The organism is Tardiphaga robiniae, from assembly GCF_013359755.1.
In the GTDB taxonomy this organism is placed as follows: Bacteria; Pseudomonadota; Alphaproteobacteria; order Rhizobiales; family Xanthobacteraceae; genus Tardiphaga; species Tardiphaga robiniae.
In genome coordinates, this window is sequence record NZ_JABMCJ010000094.1 from 607,050 (window position 1) to 623,698 (window position 16,649).

The following is a 16,649-nucleotide window of genomic DNA, read 5'->3' on the forward strand; positions in this document are numbered from 1 at the left end:
CTAAACGACTCATCTTGCCGTTAACCAAGCGTGCGCATTCCGCGACTTCCTACAGGCTCATATAGGCATGTTTGCGACCATTTCGACCGCAGCCGACAATCGTGCCGCCCGGCTGGCCGGTATCGGCCTGATGCTCCTGGGCATCAGCATGTTCTCCTGCGGCGATGCGATCGGCAAATTCCTCGTCGGCACCTATTCGGTCGGGCAATTGATGCTGCTGCGGGCCTGCGCGGCGCTGGCGCTGCTGGCGCCGTCGATCTGGCGGCATCGTGCGGACTTCCTGCAGCTCGATCGGCCGGGTCTGCAGCTCATTCGCGTGGTGCTGTCGACACTGGAAGTCGCGGCGTTCTTCTGGGCGGCGGCCTATCTGCCGCTGGCGGATGTCATCACCTATTATTTGGCCTGTCCGATCTTCGTCACCGCGGGCTCCGCGATCTTTCTCCGCGAATCTGTCGGCTGGCGGCGTTGGAGCGCGATCTTCGTCGGCTTCTGCGGTGTACTGATCGCGCTGCAGCCCTCGGCGCAGACGGTGACATGGCCGGCGCTGATCGCGCTCGGCGGCAGCCTGTCCTTCGCCGCGCTGATGCTCATCACCCGCTCGCTGCGTTCCGCGCCCGACGTCGTGCTCGCGACGACCCAGTTTATCGGCACGTTTACTTTCGGCGCCGTATTCACCGCGTTCGGCTGGGTGACGCCCGATCTGCGCGATCTCGGCCTGTTCTTTCTGGCGGGCGTTGTCTCGGTCTGCGCGCTGCTCTGCGTCAATCGCTCGCTGAAGCTGGCGCCGGCGAGCACTGTGGTGCCGTATCAGTATTCGATGATCATCTGGGCGGTGATCTTCGGCTATCTCGTGTTCGGCGAATTGCCGTCGTGGGCCACGCTGATCGGTGCGGCGGTCATCATCGCAGCAGGGCTCTATATCTTCCTGCGCGAGCAGCAGCTCGGAAAGATCGCCGACGAAGTACCGCCAGCGGTGTGAACTTCTTTTCCCTCTCCCCCAGCGCAGCGAAGCTGCGCGCCGTGGGAGAGGGTGGATAGAACACGCGAAGCGGGTTCGAGACGGGAGAGGGAGAGCCATGGAACGAGAGCCTGTCCCCTCTCCCGCCTTCGCTTCGTTCAGGCACCCTCTCCCGCAGGGGGAGAGGGGAAGTAAGAGTCGTTCACCGTCGCGTCGACGTTCCCCAGTTCTTCAGCGAACTCCACACGCCCCTTGTCAGCTTGAAGCAGTCGACCGGTGTTGACGAGCCGATCGCTTCGAAGCGGTGCAGTTGAACACCACTCCACTGGAAGCCGCACTTCTCCAGGATGTTGCGCGACGACGGATTGGCGACGCGCGCACCCGAGATCAGGTGATCGATATCGAATTCGTCGAATGCGTAATCGATCGCGGCACGTGCGGCCTCGGTCGCAAAACCCTGGCCCCAGTGATCGACGCCGAGCCAGTAGCCGAGCTCCGGCGATTCGGCTTCGCGCCAGTCGATTCCGACCATGCCGATGGGACGACGATCGAGTTCGATCAGGAACACGCTGTCGCTTGCCGTGCCGCTCAGCGAATTGACGAAATCGACTGCGTGATCCTGCTGATACGGGAAGGGCAGGCGACGCGTCATCTCGGCGATGCGGCGATCATTGGCGAGAAGCGCGATGGCTTTTACGTCCGCGAGTGTCGGCTTGCGCAAGGCCAGCCGTTCGGTCTCGAGGACGCAGCCTCTGGTTTCTCTCAACGTCGGGGTCGGAATATCCTGCAACATCTCGGGCTCCTGTGTGCGCCCCGAAGCGACGCACCAAACGAAAAGGGGAGGCCGGTTTCCCGCCTCCCCTGGAGCCCAATTTTGGCGCTCCGCCGGTTCAACAGGACCCGGCGGACTCCAATGTGTCCACCGTTTATTCGGCCGCGGCTTCAGTAATCGGGAGTACCGATACGAAAGTGCGGCCGTTCGATTTGGCGCGAAACTCCACGTGGCCTTCGACCTTGGCGAACAGGGTATGGTCTGTGCCCATGCCGACATTAAGGCCGGGGTGCCAGGTGGTGCCGCGCTGACGCGCAATGATGTTGCCGGGAATCACGCGTTCGCCGCCGAACGCCTTCACGCCGAGGCGCTTGCCAGCCGAATCGCGGCCGTTGCGTGATGAACCGCCTGCTTTTTTATGAGCCATAGCCCGTCTCCGATCTCGATAAGTTCTAGATCAATTCCTTGAAGGAATTGTCTCACAGATTCTCAACTTTTCGCAGCGGCTTATTCCGCGGCGGGCTTTTTCTTCGCAGCCGGCTTCTTGGCTGCAGCAGGCTTGGCGGCGGCTGCCTTCGGAGCAGCGGCCTTCTTCGCCGGCGCCTTCTTGGCAGGAGCTTCGTCGCCATCGACCGGAGCGGTCACGACCGGCTTCTCACGCTTCGGACGAGGTCCGATCGTCGGCGCCTTGCCGTCGGCCAGGATCTCGGTGATGCGGATCATCGTGAGTTCGTCACGGTAGCCACGCTTGCGCTTCGAATTCTTGCGGCGGCGCTTCTTGAAAGAGATGACCTTGGGGCCGCGCTTGTGGTCGAGCACTTCGGCCGCAACCGACGCACCAGCCACCAAAGGCAGGCCGAGCACAGGCGTATCACCGCCCAGCACGAGAACTTCACCAAGCTGCACGATCGTTCCGACATCGCCGGCGATCTTGCCAATCTCGAGCACATCATCCGGAACGACGCGGTATTGCCGGCCGCCGGTTTTGATGACTGCGAACATCGTTATATTCCTTCGTGTTCGATCCCATCCTCGGATCAGATCCGGGACGGCTTCTTGTTCAGTCGATAAGGGTTCACCGCGACTTCCAGGAAGTCGCGCATCTTTGCGTTTTTGGTCGACGTTGCGACCCCACGCAAAAACAATCGGCGCCAAGCAAAGCTTGCGCCGAAGCGTGCTTTATAGAGGGTGAAGGCGGAGAGTCAAGGAAAGACGGGCGAAAAGCGAGCCAAAAACAGAGTCTTGGCGGAGAGTCGGTGTCTGCGATGGAGCGTACCATTTAACCTGCCGCCCCGTTTTTCGGGCGCCTGCCTTTAGTCGTCATGCCCGGGCAGCGCGAAGCGAGCTTCGCTGGATGACCCGGGCATCCATCTTCGGACGGAATGGCGGAAAGGTTGATGGCCGGGTCAGGTCCGGCCATGACGGAGTTTTGTTCTCCAAATCAGAGGCTTAGCCTCTCGGTCGCCCTCACGACGCCAGGCTGCGCATTTCCTTGATCAGGTCGGACTTGCCCTCAAAGCCGATGCCCGGGAGTTCCGGCATGGTGATGTGGCCATCAATCACCTTCACGCCATCCGGGAACCCGCCATAGGGCTGGAACAGGTCCGGATAGGACTCATTGCCGCCGAGGCCGAGGCCGGCCGCGATGTTGAGCGACATCTGGTGACCGCCATGGGGGATGCAGCGGCGCCAGGACCAGCCGTAGCTCTTCAGCATTTCGAGCGTGCGGAGATATTCGACGAGGCCGTAAGACAGCGCGCAGTCGAACTGCAGCCAGTCGCGGTCCGAGCGCATGCCGCCATAGCGGATCAGGTTGCGCGCGTCCTGCATCGAGAACAGGTTCTCGCCGGTGGCCATCGGACCGGGATAATGCTCGGCGAGCTTCGCCTGCAGTTCGTAGTCGAGCGGATCGCCGGCTTCCTCGTACCAGAACAGGTCGTATTCGCGCAGTGCCTTGGCATAGGCGACGGCCGTATCGAGATCGAAGCGGCCATTGGCGTCGACAGCGAGTTTGGCCCCTGCTGGAAGCAGTTTCAGCACATGCTCGATGCGCTTGCAGTCATCGGCGAGCGGCGCGCCGCCGATTTTCATCTTCACGACATTGTAGCCGCGATCGAGATAGCCCTTCATTTCCGAGGCGAGGCCTTCAAGACCCTTGCCGGGATAATAGTAACCGCCCGCGGCATAGACGAAGACCTTCGGGTCAGCGGTGGTGCCATAGCGTTCGGCGAGCAAACGGAACAGCGGCTTGCCCGCGATCTTGGCGACCGCATCCCATACCGCCATGTCGATGGTGCCGATCGCGACCGAGCGCTCGCCGTGGCCGCCCGGCTTCTCGTTGGTAAACATGGTGGCCCACACCTTGTGCGGGTCGATATTGTTGCCTGAGGCGTCGATCAGGCTGTCGGGCTTGGCTTCTAAAATGCGCGGCGCGAAGCGCTCGCGGATCAGGCCGCCCTGACCGTAGCGGCCGTTGGAGTTGAAGCCGTAGCCAATCACCGGCTTGCCGTCGCGGATCACGTCGGTGATCACGGCGACCAGGCTCAGCGTCATTTTGCTGAAGTCGATGAAGGCGTTAGCGATAGGGGAGGCAATCGGGGCGGTACGCTCCCGGATGTCGACGATGCGCATGAGGCGCTCCTGCGGCTGGGGTGAGACGGGCTTGCGGAGAGGCATACGCCTCTCTTAGCCATCTCTGAAATGGTCATTTTTCATCTAAGAAGTTCCAAGATAAGATGGCTGGTACCATCCCGGACGTCCCATGCAAAGTTTCGATCCAATTTCACTCCGCCTGTTCATCGCTGTCTGCGAGGAGCGCAATATCGCCAATGCCGCGAAGCGCGAGGCCATCGTGCCTTCGGCGGTGAGCAAGCGCATCAGTCAGATGGAGCAGGAAGCCGGCGTGCAGTTGCTCGAACGCGGTCGCCGCGGCGTCACGGTGACGGCGGCCGGTGAAGCGCTGTGTCGCTATGCACGGGAGTCGTTGCAATTGCTCGACCGGATGCAGGCCGAACTCGGCGCCTTCGCCGATGGCGTGCAGGGCCACGTACGGGTGTTTGCCTCGAAGTCAGCGGTGGCCCAGGTGCTGCCGGAAGACATCAGCCTGTTCGCCAAGCGCTATCGCGACGTGCGCGTCAGTCTGGAAGAGCGCGAGATCTGGGAGGTCGTCCGCGGAGTCGAGGAAGGGCGCGCCGATATCGGCGTCTGCTGGGATGCGGTTGACCTGCGCGGTCTCAGGACGTTTCCCTATCATCGCGATCAGCTCGCCGTGGTGGTGCATCCCGATCATCCGCTTGCGAAACGCACGTCAGTATCGTTCGAGGACACGATCGACTTCGAACATGTCGACATCGTCGCGCGCAGCATCATGCAGACTATGCAGCGCAGTGTCGCAGCTGCGGCCGGCAAGCAGATGCGCTACCGCATTCAGGTCTCCACGGTAGACGCCGCCTATCGCATTGTCGCGGCGCAACTGGCCGTCGCGATCATTCCGCAGGAGGAAGCGTCTACCATCCAGCAAACGTTGGGGCTGAAAGTCATCCCGCTCAGCAATGACTGGGCGAAGCGGCAATTCGTCGTCGCCGTGCGCGACAAGGGCCTGAGTCGGCCGGCGCAATTGCTGCTGGAAAGCCTGAAGCAAAGCGCGAGCGAATGAGCATTCGCCTGCTGCAGTGTCCTGCGTGATCTTGAAGATGAATCACGCAGTCGGTGTCACGAAGCTCGCCGGCTTGCCCGGTGGTTGCGCCGGTTAGCGGCTCACGCGGGCATCGGCGACGGCACGCTGAAACAGCGCAGTCATCGCCTCCGAGATGCCCAGGGTCGGGCTGATTTCAAAGTAGAAGCCCGGCGAAGCACAGCTCTGCATGTTGATGGCGATCTGGCTGTTGGGCGAAGGTCCGTAAGGACCAGCGTTGAATGGCGCGATCCAGCTATTGTACCAGTCATTGGTCGGAAGTGCGAGGTAGGTCGTATAGAGCACGGCAATCTTGATGCCGCGATTCTTCAACGTGGTGCAAAGCGCCGGATTGATCGGCGACTGGCATCGTGCACCATTCGTTGGCTTCAGGCAGTTGCTTGGATTGTATTCGTCAGCCACGCCATCGGATACGAAGAAGAGATATTTGAGCGGTGCACCGGCCGTACCGGCGCCGGGGGTGCTGATCGCGCTGTTGATCGCCGGGAATATGGCGCTGTAGCCGGTGTCCTGATCGTTGTTGTCGTTCTGGCCGTTCACCGTCATCAAGTCGATGTTTCCCGCCGCCGTCTTCGCACTCGAGAGGCTGGATGACAATGTGAACAGGGCTCTCAAACCGGACGTCGAGGCGGCCGCGCCGAAGTCGTAGATCGCCATGCGGAACTGGTTGGAATAGGTCTGCGTACTGGCCGCGGTATCCATCAACTTCTGGGTGGCCGTACGCAGCACGTCGATGCGCGTGATCACGCCAAGGTTCTTGGCGAGATTGTAGTAGTTGTTGGTGTTCTTGAGGTCGTGGCAGGCAAAGGCGCATTTGTCCGACGTGTTATTGACCATCTTATCCACGTCGGTCGGTGTTGCGCCGACGCCCATGGATGGCGAATTGTCGAGCAGCAGGTAGAAATCGATGTAATTCGGCATCGTTGCCGTCGCGACAGAACTGCCGGTGACGGTCATCTTGGAAAAGCCCATGACGGATGTAAGACTGGTCGGCACATCCGCCGAGAATTGCATAGTGGCCGTCACGACGCCGTTGGCGCGATTGACGGTCGCTGTCGTGCTGGTCAGTGTGAAACCGGTCCTGCCTGACGTGTTGCCCTTGAAAATATTGATTGCGTCGACGTCGCCCCCGGGGACGGCACCGTCCGCCGCCATCGAACCTGCGGTAATGAATGCAGCAGACTTCTGCACGATGGAGCCGACGCTGGCAGTATCAAGGGCGGCTTGCAGTTGAGATCTGATCTGTAGTGCACGCGTATAGTCGACCGCGGCGCCCACCATGGAAATAAGGGGGATGCATGTGATCGCGAATATGATCGCGACATTGCCGCGCCGGTCGCGGCGAAAACGATCGGTTAGCCCAAGGAACGATAGCCCGAGGAATGACTTCAGCATGAATACGCACCCGTATGAATGCGGAGATAATTACCTGAGCTGATAAATTTACTGTTAGGTCGATCGCAGAAAGGTAGTGGCTTGGGTTGCTGCCCTGTTGGTTAGTTAAGGATGTTCTACCGGTTTCATTGAAACCGGCTCGCGGGACCGACGCAAAAGGGGAGCGGTACGATCATCCCGGCGGGGCGATGAAACAAACCGGCTCCCGGGGCATTGTCATGCGGTTCTAGTCTGGCAGGGGCAATATGGCTGAAGACACAATGACGACCGTAGGCATCGGCAATCACGGTGCCAAGCGGCTGCCGTCCGTTGATGTGGACACGTTCAACATCGAGCTGAAGGACGACAACGGCTTTCTCGGTGACCGCGCCAGCAAGGGCGCTTTTCAGCGCATACTGGATGATCTCAGAAAGCCATTGAAGAAAAACGGCGACGATCCGCTCGGCAAAAAGGCTGCCAACGAGATCAGTAAATCCAGCCTCGACGAAATCCTGCTTGGCGACGATGTGGCCGCGGCTGCACTCGTCCATGGTGCGATCGAAGAATTCGCGCGGGAGCTGGCTTATGTCACGCAGCGCTTCTTCAAGACGAAGGCCTGGGCAGATACGGAATGCATCGTGGTCGGCGGCGGTTTCCGCCAGAGTCGTGTCGGGGAACTTGTTATTGCGCGCACGGACATCATCCTCAAGGCCGAGGATCTCAAGGTTGCGTTGGTGCCGATCCGGTTTCATCCAGATGAAGCCGGCCTGATCGGTTGCCTGCATCTGGCGCCGTCATGGATTTTCGAAGGTTACGACAGCATTCTGGCGGTCGACATCGGCGGCTCCAACATCCGTTGTGGCGTGGTCGAAACCGCATGGAAGAAATCGAAGGATCTCTCCAAGGCCGCGGTATGGAAGTCCGATCTCTGGAAACATGCCGATGATGAGCCGACGCGTGAAGGCGCCGTCAAGCGGTTAGTGAAGATGCTGAAGGATCTGATCTCCGCCGCCGACAATGAAGGCCTCAAGCTGGCGCCGTTCATCGGCATCTCATGCCCGGGGGTGATCAACGAAGACGGCACCATCGCGAAGGGAGCGCAGAATCTTCCGGGTAATTGGGAAAGCAGCAAGTTCAACCTGCCGGCCTTGCTCGCCGAAGGCATTCCCACAATCGGGGATCACGATACTGCGGTGCTCATGCACAATGACGGCGTTGTCCAAGGCCTCAGTGAAGTCCCTTTCATGCAGGACTTCGAACGCTGGGGCGTGCTGACGATCGGAACGGGGCTGGGCAATGCTCGCTTCACCAACCGCAAGAAAGAGAAGGACGACAAGAAGGCGAAGAAAGACAAGGATTGAGCAGGACCATTGAGCGTCCCGGTGCCGCCTCGGCCAATGGCCGAGTGCATGCATCCGTCGGCGAATCATCCTGGCGCCGCCATGGCTCGTCATGTCGCGCGTCCAACCATAGCGTGCGTTGCCGCTGCGAATCTGCAACGAAAAGGCTGGCTTTCTAGTCCACGCGCCAGCTAGAGCCAGCTTTTGCGGCTCTGCGGGCAATTGGGTGCGGATTTTCCGCTCTGCCCGTCTTGTCTGGCCCGCCATCCTCGCCTAGAACTCCGCGCAACCACCCACGGGCGACCGTGGGTCTTGGCGCCTTGGAGAGGTGGCAGAGTGGTTGATTGTACCGCACTCGAAATGCGGCATGGGTGCAAGCCCATCGGGGGTTCGAATCCCCCCCTCTCCGCCAGCCAGATGAAAATCGCAATGAAATCAATGGGTCATTGGAAGTAATAGGCTTTCTGCCACCCGTTTGGTCGTGGCTATTGTTGGTTCCGGCGAGGCGCGCCGGACGATCTCCGCGAGTTTGTCGGTCAACGCGAAGAGCGGCTTAGCCTCGGTACCCGAGATCCAGTCGAGGCAAAGTGACTCCACGCCTTGAAGCTTTTCGAGATTGAAGAGCGTAGTCGAACCTCCGGCAAAGCCAGCGCCCGCTCGCCTCCATCAGGCCCGCGGGCCCGCCGCCGATGATGCAGTCATAGTGCTCAGCCATGACGATACCGAACCAGCTCAGCAAAAATCATGGAGCGGCGCACACTGCGCCTCGCGTTGCCGTCATTGAGCGTCAAGCTTACGAAACATCACGAGCGCATCAACATATTCGTCAGTCGGAAGCCGAAAAGCCTCAGGCAGCCGTCCGACGATCTCAAAACCAAGCGTAGTCCAGAGTCTCACCGCACGCACATTGCTGCTCACGACGCAGTTGAATTGCATGGCGCGAAATCCGGAGCTTCTGGCATAGTCGAGCGAGTGTAGGCACATATTGCGGGCCACACCGCCGCCTTGCGCGCTCGCCAGCGTCATGTAGCCGCAATTGGCCACGTGGCTGCCGCCGCCGTCCTGGTTGGCGCGCACATAATAAGATCCCACGATCTGACCTTGGCGCACGGCAACGAAGGTTCGTTTATCCGGACCGTGCCAGTAGGACAAAGCATCGTCCTTCGTCATCAGGGGGTCCAGGGCGTAGGTCGTACCTGCACGGATGGTCGGCTCGATGACCGACCAGATGTCTGCCCGGTCTGCCGGCTCAGCCGGGCGAATGATCAGGTCGTCGGAGTGTATGACCATAACAAGTGCCGCCTAAGCCAGACTGAATATACGCCGACCTTCGCCGGCATCTTGCCCGTGGGATTGACCGATTATTCTGCGGCGTTCCTCGGACGGGTTGGTATTGAAGGCGGCCTTGAACGCCTTGCTGAGATGCGAACCGTCGACGAAGCCGGTTTCAGCGGCGATTGCGGCCAGCGATAGGTCGGTCTTCAACATCCACCGTGCATGTTTCAGGCGCAGCCGCAGATATGTCGCCTGCGGAGACTGGCCGGTTTCCTCTTTGAAAAGGCGCTCCAGTTGCCGCGTGCTCAGACTGACCTTGCCGGCCAGTCGCGCGACAGACAGCGGCGCTGATAGGTTCTGCTCCATCATTAACAGCGCGCGCGAGATCCGTCCGTCGGTCTCGGCAAATTCGGTCGGCGGCGCCGATTGAGCCGAAGATCCGGGTTTCATGCGATCGATCAACATGATGTGGAGCGCCTTCTGCGCGCTCGACAGGCCCATGCGTTGTTCCACAATATGGGCGGCGAGGTAGGCAACGCCCATGCCGCCCGAACACGTGATGCGGTTGCCGTCGATGACGAAGAGCTGGTCGGCCACCGGGAGTGTCTCGCCGAATTCCTCCAGGAAATCGCGATAGTGGTACCAGCTGATGCAGCACTTTTTCTGGTTGAGAAGGCCTAGACGCCACAGCACGAAACTGCCGGTGCAGACGCCGATCAGATCGACCTTGGTGTTCGCAGCCTCCAGCAGATAGCGCTTGATCTTGTCATCGATCTGCGGGCCCTGATGCAGCAGGCCACCCACGACGACGACATAATCGAGCTCGCGCGGATCGAGGAACCGGGAATTCGGATACATCAGCAGACCGCAACTCGAACGGATCGGCTCGTCGGTGTCGGCCATGATGTGCCACTGGCAGCGGATCGGCCGACTGTTGTCGCCTTCGTCGGCGGCGAGACGCAGCACGTCCACGAAGCTGGCCAACGCAGTCAGCGTGAAATTCTTGGTCAGAATAAAGCCAACGCGCAGCGGACGGACCTTTGGTTGCATCACCCCTGCCTTCGCATTCACCATATGGTCGAATGGCAATCCGGGTGATCGCCGCGAGACGATGCTCCAAAACGGACCCATGTCGCATCATTACATACCTCCAGCGCGCCGGGGCAGGCATTTGCGACGGACTGATCCTAAAAATACATTGCCGCGCGCGCAAGGGCGGCGAAGCGTCTCGCCTGGTGCGCGACGTTCGGGGCGTCGGCTGGGAACCGAGAAGCCCCAGATTGTTGCCGCTAGATCAGGTCGGCCGGTGCGGCGCAGGAGGGTCAGCCGGCGGACGGCGGCTCTTCTGGCGTCGCGAACTGCGCTTCGCGGCCGATCGCAGCAAGAAATGCGTCGAGTGCACCGACCGACAGCGATGTCGTGCGGCTGTTGATGACGGGGTGGCAATTGATGCGCTCCGCCGACCGCAAGCGCGCATCGATGACGGGAGTGACCGCCTGATTGGCATCGTTATAGAGCGCCAGAATCGAGACCGATCCCGGTTCGATCCCAAGCAATTCCTTCAGGGCTTCCGCGCTTCCAAATGACAGCCCGCCCTTGGCGCCGATCGTCTTTGCCAGCGACTTCAGGTGAACGGTCGCGGCTTCGTCGGTGACGAACAGGAAGAACCGTTTCTTGCCGTCGCGGAGGAACAGGTTCTTGGTGTGAATGCCGGGAATGTCGCCGCGTAGCGCACGCGACTCTTCCACCGTATGCACGGGCGGGTGTTCGAACGTCTCCACCACGATCGACTTGTCTTTGAGATACTGAAGAATCTCGTCGCTGCGTTCGATGCTCATTCTGCGTGTCCTTGATCGTCGGTGGCGGGACTGCGCGCGCCCGGGGCATGCCGTCCTGTCTACATGGCAGCGATCCGTGTCGCATGGATACGTCGCGAATTCGAGACCCTGGCGAGCGAAGCCGGGCGGCTTGTCGCAAATCTACGTGTTTCGTGTCGGGGCTTTGCAAACCTGCGGCGTTCCGATGTCGCTCTGATCCAACATGATTGGCGGGCTGATGCTGGCCGCGAAGCGGCAGCGAGTTGTAGGCTCCGTCCAATCACAACGTGGACAGCCATGCAGAAATTTTCAGCGCTTTCATTACTACGGGCAGGGCTGACCGGTCATGCCGGCTGGCAGCGACAGTGGCGTTCGCCTGAACCGAAGTCGGGCTATGACGTCATCATCGTCGGTGGTGGTGGCCACGGGCTTGCAACGGCTTACTACCTGGCTAGCCGCTACGGCGTCAAAAACGTTGCCGTTCTCGAAAAGGGCTGGATCGGCGGCGGCAATACCGGCCGCAACACCACGATCATTCGTTCGAACTATCTGTTCGATGAAAGCGCCGGGATCTACGAGCACGCCCTCAAACTGTGGGAAGGGCTGTCGCAGGAACTGAACTACAATGTCATGTACTCACCACGCGGCGTCTTGATGTTGGCGCACAACATTCACGATGTGCAGAGCTTCAAGCGACACGTGCATGCCAACCGTCTCAACGGCATCGACAATGAATGGCTGTCGCCGGAGGAATGCAAAGAATTCTGTCCGCCACTGAATGTCGGTGGGTCCATGCGCTATCCGATCCTCGGCGGCGCGCTGCAGCGCCGCGGTGGCACGGCGCGCCACGACGCTGTGGCCTGGGGCTATGCCCGCGCTGCTGACGCGCTCGGCGTGGATATTATCGAGAATTGCGAAGTCACCGGCATCCGCCGCGCGCCGACCGGCGAGGTGGTCGGCGTCGATACGACGCGCGGCAGCATCAATGCAAAGCGCATCGGCGTCGTCGCCGCCGGCAATACCAGCACGGTGATGAACATGGCCGGCGTGCGTCTGCCGCTGGAAAGCTTCCCGCTGCAGGCGCTGGTCAGCGAGCCGGTCAAGCCGATCTTCCCCTGCGTGGTGATGTCGAACACGATCCACGCCTATATCTCGCAGTCGGACAAAGGCGAGATGGTGATCGGGGCGGGAACGGATGTCTACACGTCCTATACGCAGCGTGGCGGCCTGCACATCGTCAATCATACGCTGGATGCGATCTGCGAACTGGTGCCGGCGTTTCGGCGCCTGCGCATGCTGCGCAACTGGGGCGGCATCGTCGACGTCACGCCGGATCGCTCGCCGATCGTGGCGAAGACGCCGGTATCCGGGCTGTACGTCAATTGCGGCTGGGGCACCGGCGGCTTCAAGGCGACGCCGGGATCGGGCGAGGTGTTCGCCAGCACGATCGCCAAGGATGAGCCGAACAAGATCAATGCGCCGTTCACCATCGAGCGATTCCGCGATGGCGCCGTGATCGACGAAGCGGCTGCGGCCGCCGTGGCGCATTGATAGCGGGGAAAACGAGATGCTCTTGATCAATTGCCCCTATTGCGGGCCGCGCCCGGAGGCCGAATTCGCCAATGGCGGGCAGGCGCATATCGCCCGCCCGGCCGACCCGATGAGCCTCACTGACGACGAGTGGGCCGCCTATCTCTATATGCGCGACAATACCAAGGGGCTGCATCACGAGCGTTGGCGGCACGCCAATGGCTGCGGCCGTTTCTTCAATGCCAGCCGCGACACGACCACGGACGTCATCAAGCGCACCTATCGCATGGGCGAGCGCCCCGAAGCCGAACATCAGGGTGCCAAGCCATGACGGGTACGTATCGCGTGCGGCGCGGCGACGTCGCTGAAAGCCGCAACGCAGTTCATTTCACGTTCGACGGAAAGTCGTATCAGGGTCTGGCCGGCGACACGCTGGCCTCCGCGTTGATCGCCAATGGCGTGCATTTGGTCGGGCGTTCGTTCAAGTATCATCGGCCGCGCGGCTTCGTCTCCGCCGGCTCGGAAGAGCCGAATGCGCTGGTCGGTGTCGGCGCGACCCAGTCGCGCTATACACCGAACCTGCTCGCGACCCAGGTCGAGATCTATGACGGGCTGGTGGCCGAAAGCCAGAATCGCTGGCCGTCGCTGGAGACCGATGCCGGTTTCCTCAACGAATATTTCTCAGCCTTCCTGCCGGCGGGTTTCTACTACAAGACCTTCATGTGGCCGCGCACGGCCTGGAAGAAGCTCTATGAGCCGGTGATCCGGCGGATGGCGGGTCTCGGCAAGGCGCCAGCCGAGCCGGATGCCGATCGCTATACGCAGGTGTTTGCGCATTGCGACGTGCTGATCGTCGGCGCCGGACCTGCGGGTCTTGCCGCAGCGCTCGAAGCCAGCAACAGCGATGCCACCGTGATCCTGTGCGACGAGCAGGCAGAGATGGGCGGCTCGCTGCTGTCTGATCGTTCGGCATCGATCGACGGCATGCAGGCCGCCGACTGGGCGCGCGCGGCGCTCGATGAATTGCGCAAGCGCCCCAACGTGAAGCTGATGTCGCGTACGACGGCGTTCGGCTGGTACCCGCACAATTTTGTCGGTCTCAACGAGCGCGTCACCGACCACCTCAGCAATCCCGCGACGAACCAGCCGCGTGAGCGGCTCTGGCAGGTCAGGGCTAAGGAAGTCGTGCTGGCCGCCGGCGCGATCGAGCGGCCGCTCGTCTTCACCGACAATGACCGGCCGGGCATCATGCTGGCCGGTGCTGCCCGGACCTATGTGAATCGGTACGGCGTGGTGCCGGGCAAGCAGGTGGTCGTATTCACCGCCTGCGACAGCGCCTATCGCGCGGCGCTGGACCTCAAGGCAGCCGGTGCCAGGATCCAGGTGATCGTGGATCTGCGCAAGAGCGTGTCGGGCTATTGGGTCGACAAGGCACGCGCCGAAGGCATCAAGGTTCGCTCCGACAGCATCGTTCGCGGCACGTCGGGCTGGCTGCGGGTAAAGTCGGCGCAGATCTCCAACGCGCAAGGCGGCGATGCCGAGACGGTGGCTTGCGATCTTATCCTGATGTCCGGCGGGTTCACGCCGTCGGTGCATCTGTTCTCGCAGAGCCGCGGCAAGCTCAGCTACAGCGAAGAGCTGCGGGCCTATGTGCCTGGCGAGTCTGTCGAGCGTGAGCGGTCGGTCGGGGCGTGCAAGGGACTGTTCGCGCTCGAAAGCGTCATCGAAAGCGGCGCCAAGGGTGGTCGGGACGCTGCGGCCAAGGCCGGCTTCCCCCCGCACGGCGAGCGCAGCTATGCGGTCTCCGCGCAGTCGGTGGGTGCCGATGCGTTCATCGGCTCCGTGATGACCGATCATCAGGCGGAAAAGCGGGCCTGGGTCGATTTCCAGAACGACGTGACGGCCAAGGATGTCCGGCTCGCGACCCGCGAAGGGTTCCGATCGATCGAGCACGTCAAGCGCTATACGACCACCGGCATGGCCACCGACCAGGGCAAGCTGTCCAACATGAACGCCCTCGGCGTCGTCTCGAAGCAGATCGACGTCGCTGTGCCGAAGGTCGGCCTGACCACGTTCCGGCCGCCTTATACGCCGACGACCTTCGGATCCTTTGCCGGCCAATCGCGTGGTGATCTGTTCGATCCCGTGCGCAAGACCAGCATCCATGCATGGGCCGAAGCCCAGGGCGCACGGTTCGAGGATGTCGGCGTCTGGAAGCGCGCCTGGTATTTCCCGCAGGTCGGCGAGGACATGCATGCTGCCGTCGCGCGCGAATGCAAGGCGACGCGCGAGTCGGTCGGCATCTTCGATGCCTCAACGCTCGGCAAGATCGAGATCGTCGGCAAGGACGCTGCCGAATTCATGAATCGCATGTACACCAATGCCTGGACCAAGCTGGAGCCCGGTCGGCTGCGCTATGGCGTGATGCTGCGCGAAGACGGCTTCATCATGGATGACGGCGTCGTCGGCCGCATGGCGACGGATCGTTTCCATGTCACCACGACGACCGGCGGCGCGGCCCGCGTGCTGTCCATGATGGAGGACTACCTCCAGACCGAATGGCCGGACCTCGAAGTGTGGCTCACCTCGACCACCGAGCAGTGGTCGGTCATTGCCTTGCAGGGACCGAATGCGCGCAAGGTGCTGGAGCCGCTGGTCGATGGCATCGATCTGTCGGCCGATGCCATGCCGCATATGAGCGTCCGCGAAGGACGCATCTGCGGTGTGCCGACGCGGCTGTTCCGCGTGTCGTTCACCGGCGAACTGGGTTTCGAGGTCAATGTTCCCGCCGGCTATGGCCGGGCGGTCTGGGAAGCGATTTTTGCGGCGGGCAAGCCCTACGGGATCACGCCCTACGGCACCGAGACCATGCATGTGCTGCGCGCGGAGAAGGGCTATATCATTGTCGGTCAGGAAACCGACGGCACGGTGACGCCCGATGACGCCGGCCTCGGCTGGGCTGTCGGCAAGGCGAAGCGGGATTTCGTCGGCAAGCGCTCGCTGTCGCGGCCGGCGCTGGTCAGGGAAGACCGCAAGCAACTGGTCGGGTTGCTGACGACGGATCCCAAGGTGGTTCTCGAAGAGGGCGCCCAGATCGTGCTCGATCCGACCCATCCGATCCCGGTGCCGATGATCGGTCATATCACCTCCTCCTACTGGAGCGCGACGCTGAACCGTTCGATCGCGCTGGCACTCGTTCGCGGCGGCCGCTCGCGGATGGGTGAGGAGCTCTCGATCCCGATGCCGGATGGCGTGATCAAGGCGAAAGTCGTCGACTCGATATTGTTCGATCCGAAGGGGGAACGTTTGAATGCTTAGTCCTGCGATCATGCGTTCGAACGCGTTGTCCCCAATGCAGTCATCCGGCACGACTGCTGCGTCCACCACGTCGCTCTCGGTTCTTCCCGATGCGGCGAAGCTGGTGTTTCGCGGCAAGACCGAGGCGATCGAGGCTGCCGGGGCGCATTTTGGCGTCAAACCGAGCCTTGAGGCCTGCCGCTTCGCGGCTGTCGGCGGCCGGTCGGTCTATTGGTTGGGGCCGGACGAATGGCTGTTCCAGGCGGTGAACGAGAATCCGATCGAGGTATTTGGCGGGATGTCGGCAGCGCTGCAGGGGCAGGCCTGCTCGCTGGTGGATGTCAGCCATCGTTCGGATGGCATCGCGGTTGCAGGTCCAACGGCGGCGCTGGTGCTCAACCATGGCTGCCCGCTGGATCTGTCCCTCAAGGCGTTCCCGGTCGGGATGTGCACGCGCACGGTGCTGGGCAAGGCATCACTTCTGCTGTCACGTTCTGAAGAGCACGTGTTCCACGTGGATGTATGGCGTTCGTTTGCGCCCTATGTCTGGCAATTCCTCGACGAAGCGCGAAGCCTGTCCTAGCAGCCCGGC

Annotated in this window: 15 protein-coding genes, 1 tRNA gene and 1 pseudogene; 9 read left to right on the forward strand and 8 right to left on the reverse strand. The window is 61.6% G+C overall.

Features of this window, described 5'->3' with window-relative positions; genetic code table 11:
- Positions 1-61 precede the first annotated feature (61 nt).
- The gene (locus HP556_RS29205) at positions 62-979 is read left to right on the forward strand and encodes a DMT family transporter (protein WP_093758225.1); all 918 of its coding nucleotides are present in this window, start codon (positions 62-64) and stop codon (positions 977-979) included.
- Between the two features lie 181 nt (positions 980-1,160).
- Here HP556_RS29205 and HP556_RS29210 read toward each other — a convergent pair whose 3' ends face one another.
- The 4 genes from HP556_RS29210 to HP556_RS29225 form a co-directional block, all read right to left on the reverse strand.
- Entirely contained in the window at positions 1,161-1,751 is a 591-nt protein-coding gene (locus HP556_RS29210; RefSeq protein WP_089266554.1) for a GNAT family N-acetyltransferase, read from the reverse strand.
- A 133-nt stretch (positions 1,752-1,884) separates the two neighbouring features.
- Positions 1,885-2,157, reverse strand: a complete 273-nt coding sequence (gene rpmA / locus HP556_RS29215; RefSeq protein ID WP_068737821.1) for a 50S ribosomal protein L27 — start codon at positions 2,155-2,157, stop codon at positions 1,885-1,887.
- A gap of 80 nt (positions 2,158-2,237) precedes the next feature.
- Positions 2,238-2,732 carry a 50S ribosomal protein L21 gene (gene rplU, locus HP556_RS29220; protein WP_089266555.1) on the reverse strand — a complete coding sequence of 165 codons (495 nt, stop codon included), beginning with the start codon at positions 2,730-2,732 and terminating at the stop codon, positions 2,238-2,240.
- A 465-nt stretch (positions 2,733-3,197) separates the two neighbouring features.
- Positions 3,198-4,361: a mandelate racemase/muconate lactonizing enzyme family protein gene (locus HP556_RS29225; protein ID WP_175369490.1), complete on the reverse strand. Its 1,164-nt coding sequence runs from the start codon at positions 4,359-4,361 to the stop codon at positions 3,198-3,200.
- 130 nt (positions 4,362-4,491) lie between these two features.
- Here HP556_RS29225 and HP556_RS29230 point away from each other — a divergent pair, with 130 nt between their 5' ends.
- A complete protein-coding gene (locus HP556_RS29230) occupies positions 4,492-5,385 on the forward strand; it encodes a LysR family transcriptional regulator (protein WP_175369491.1) in 894 nt (297 codons plus the stop codon).
- A 93-nt stretch (positions 5,386-5,478) separates the two neighbouring features.
- On the opposite strand, the gene HP556_RS29235 is transcribed toward HP556_RS29230, so the two are convergent.
- Complete coding sequence (locus HP556_RS29235; RefSeq protein ID WP_175369492.1) at positions 5,479-6,819, reverse strand: TadE/TadG family type IV pilus assembly protein; 1,341 nt, start codon at positions 6,817-6,819, stop codon at positions 5,479-5,481.
- 245 nt (positions 6,820-7,064) lie between these two features.
- On the opposite strand from HP556_RS29235, the gene HP556_RS29240 reads away from it, so the two are divergent.
- From HP556_RS29240 to HP556_RS30620, 3 genes and pseudogenes are all read left to right on the forward strand, one after another.
- Positions 7,065-8,159, forward strand: coding sequence for an ROK family protein (locus tag HP556_RS29240; protein ID WP_175369493.1), 1,095 nt, complete (start codon positions 7,065-7,067; stop codon positions 8,157-8,159).
- 301 nt (positions 8,160-8,460) lie between these two features.
- Positions 8,461-8,550 (forward strand) — tRNA-Ser (locus HP556_RS29245).
- A 92-nt stretch (positions 8,551-8,642) separates the two neighbouring features.
- Positions 8,643-8,729, forward strand: a pseudogene (locus tag HP556_RS30620) (DUF6538 domain-containing protein); the annotation flags it as partial.
- Between the two features lie 186 nt (positions 8,730-8,915).
- On the opposite strand, the gene HP556_RS29250 reads toward HP556_RS30620, so the two are convergent.
- The 3 genes from HP556_RS29250 to HP556_RS29260 all read right to left on the reverse strand — a co-directional run bounded on the left by HP556_RS29250 (position 8,916) and on the right by HP556_RS29260 (position 11,251).
- A complete protein-coding gene (locus HP556_RS29250) occupies positions 8,916-9,407 on the reverse strand; it encodes a GNAT family N-acetyltransferase (RefSeq protein ID WP_175369627.1) in 492 nt (163 codons plus the stop codon).
- Between the two features lie 33 nt (positions 9,408-9,440).
- A complete protein-coding gene (locus HP556_RS29255; RefSeq protein WP_115030417.1) occupies positions 9,441-10,544 on the reverse strand; it encodes a GlxA family transcriptional regulator in 1,104 nt (367 codons plus the stop codon).
- A gap of 191 nt (positions 10,545-10,735) precedes the next feature.
- A complete protein-coding gene (locus HP556_RS29260) occupies positions 10,736-11,251 on the reverse strand; it encodes a prolyl-tRNA synthetase associated domain-containing protein (RefSeq protein WP_175369494.1) in 516 nt (171 codons plus the stop codon).
- A 276-nt stretch (positions 11,252-11,527) separates the two neighbouring features.
- Here HP556_RS29260 and HP556_RS29265 point away from each other — a divergent pair, with 276 nt between their 5' ends.
- From HP556_RS29265 to HP556_RS29280, 4 genes are read left to right on the forward strand one after another with little or no spacing between them, the layout of a single operon-like run.
- A complete protein-coding gene (locus HP556_RS29265) occupies positions 11,528-12,781 on the forward strand; it encodes a sarcosine oxidase subunit beta family protein (RefSeq protein ID WP_120287818.1) in 1,254 nt (417 codons plus the stop codon).
- A gap of 16 nt (positions 12,782-12,797) precedes the next feature.
- Positions 12,798-13,091: a sarcosine oxidase subunit delta gene (locus HP556_RS29270; RefSeq protein ID WP_068737808.1), complete on the forward strand. Its 294-nt coding sequence runs from the start codon at positions 12,798-12,800 to the stop codon at positions 13,089-13,091.
- The gene (locus tag HP556_RS29275; protein WP_175369495.1) at positions 13,088-16,078 is read left to right on the forward strand and encodes a sarcosine oxidase subunit alpha; all 2,991 of its coding nucleotides are present in this window, start codon (positions 13,088-13,090) and stop codon (positions 16,076-16,078) included. The genes HP556_RS29270 and HP556_RS29275 overlap by 4 nt, the downstream gene beginning before the upstream one ends.
- The gene (locus tag HP556_RS29280) at positions 16,071-16,640 is read left to right on the forward strand and encodes a sarcosine oxidase subunit gamma (RefSeq protein ID WP_175369496.1); all 570 of its coding nucleotides are present in this window, start codon (positions 16,071-16,073) and stop codon (positions 16,638-16,640) included. The genes HP556_RS29275 and HP556_RS29280 overlap by 8 nt, the downstream gene beginning before the upstream one ends.
- The last annotated feature ends 9 nt before the right edge of the window (positions 16,641-16,649 follow it).

What these genes read in the sequence shown, in the direction of transcription:
- HP556_RS29210 (WP_089266554.1), bottom strand. Translation starts at nt 1,751, where the DNA reads ATGTTGCAGGATATTCCGACCCCGACGTTGAGAGAAACCAGAGGCTGC.
- rpmA (WP_068737821.1), bottom strand. Translation starts at nt 2,157, where the DNA reads ATGGCTCATAAAAAAGCAGGCGGTTCATCACGCAACGGCCGCGATTCG.
- rplU (WP_089266555.1), bottom strand. Translation starts at nt 2,732, where the DNA reads ATGTTCGCAGTCATCAAAACCGGCGGCCGGCAATACCGCGTCGTTCCG.
- HP556_RS29225 (WP_175369490.1), bottom strand. Translation starts at nt 4,361, where the DNA reads ATGCGCATCGTCGACATCCGGGAGCGTACCGCCCCGATTGCCTCCCCT.
- HP556_RS29230 (WP_175369491.1), top strand. Translation starts at nt 4,492, where the DNA reads ATGCAAAGTTTCGATCCAATTTCACTCCGCCTGTTCATCGCTGTCTGC.
- HP556_RS29235 (WP_175369492.1), bottom strand. Translation starts at nt 6,819, where the DNA reads ATGCTGAAGTCATTCCTCGGGCTATCGTTCCTTGGGCTAACCGATCGT.
- HP556_RS29240 (WP_175369493.1), top strand. Translation starts at nt 7,065, where the DNA reads ATGGCTGAAGACACAATGACGACCGTAGGCATCGGCAATCACGGTGCC.
- HP556_RS29255 (WP_115030417.1), bottom strand. Translation starts at nt 10,544, where the DNA reads ATGGGTCCGTTTTGGAGCATCGTCTCGCGGCGATCACCCGGATTGCCA.
- HP556_RS29260 (WP_175369494.1), bottom strand. Translation starts at nt 11,251, where the DNA reads ATGAGCATCGAACGCAGCGACGAGATTCTTCAGTATCTCAAAGACAAG.
- HP556_RS29265 (WP_120287818.1), top strand. Translation starts at nt 11,528, where the DNA reads ATGCAGAAATTTTCAGCGCTTTCATTACTACGGGCAGGGCTGACCGGT.
- HP556_RS29270 (WP_068737808.1), top strand. Translation starts at nt 12,798, where the DNA reads ATGCTCTTGATCAATTGCCCCTATTGCGGGCCGCGCCCGGAGGCCGAA.
- HP556_RS29275 (WP_175369495.1), top strand. Translation starts at nt 13,088, where the DNA reads ATGACGGGTACGTATCGCGTGCGGCGCGGCGACGTCGCTGAAAGCCGC.
- HP556_RS29280 (WP_175369496.1), top strand. Translation starts at nt 16,071, where the DNA reads ATGCTTAGTCCTGCGATCATGCGTTCGAACGCGTTGTCCCCAATGCAG.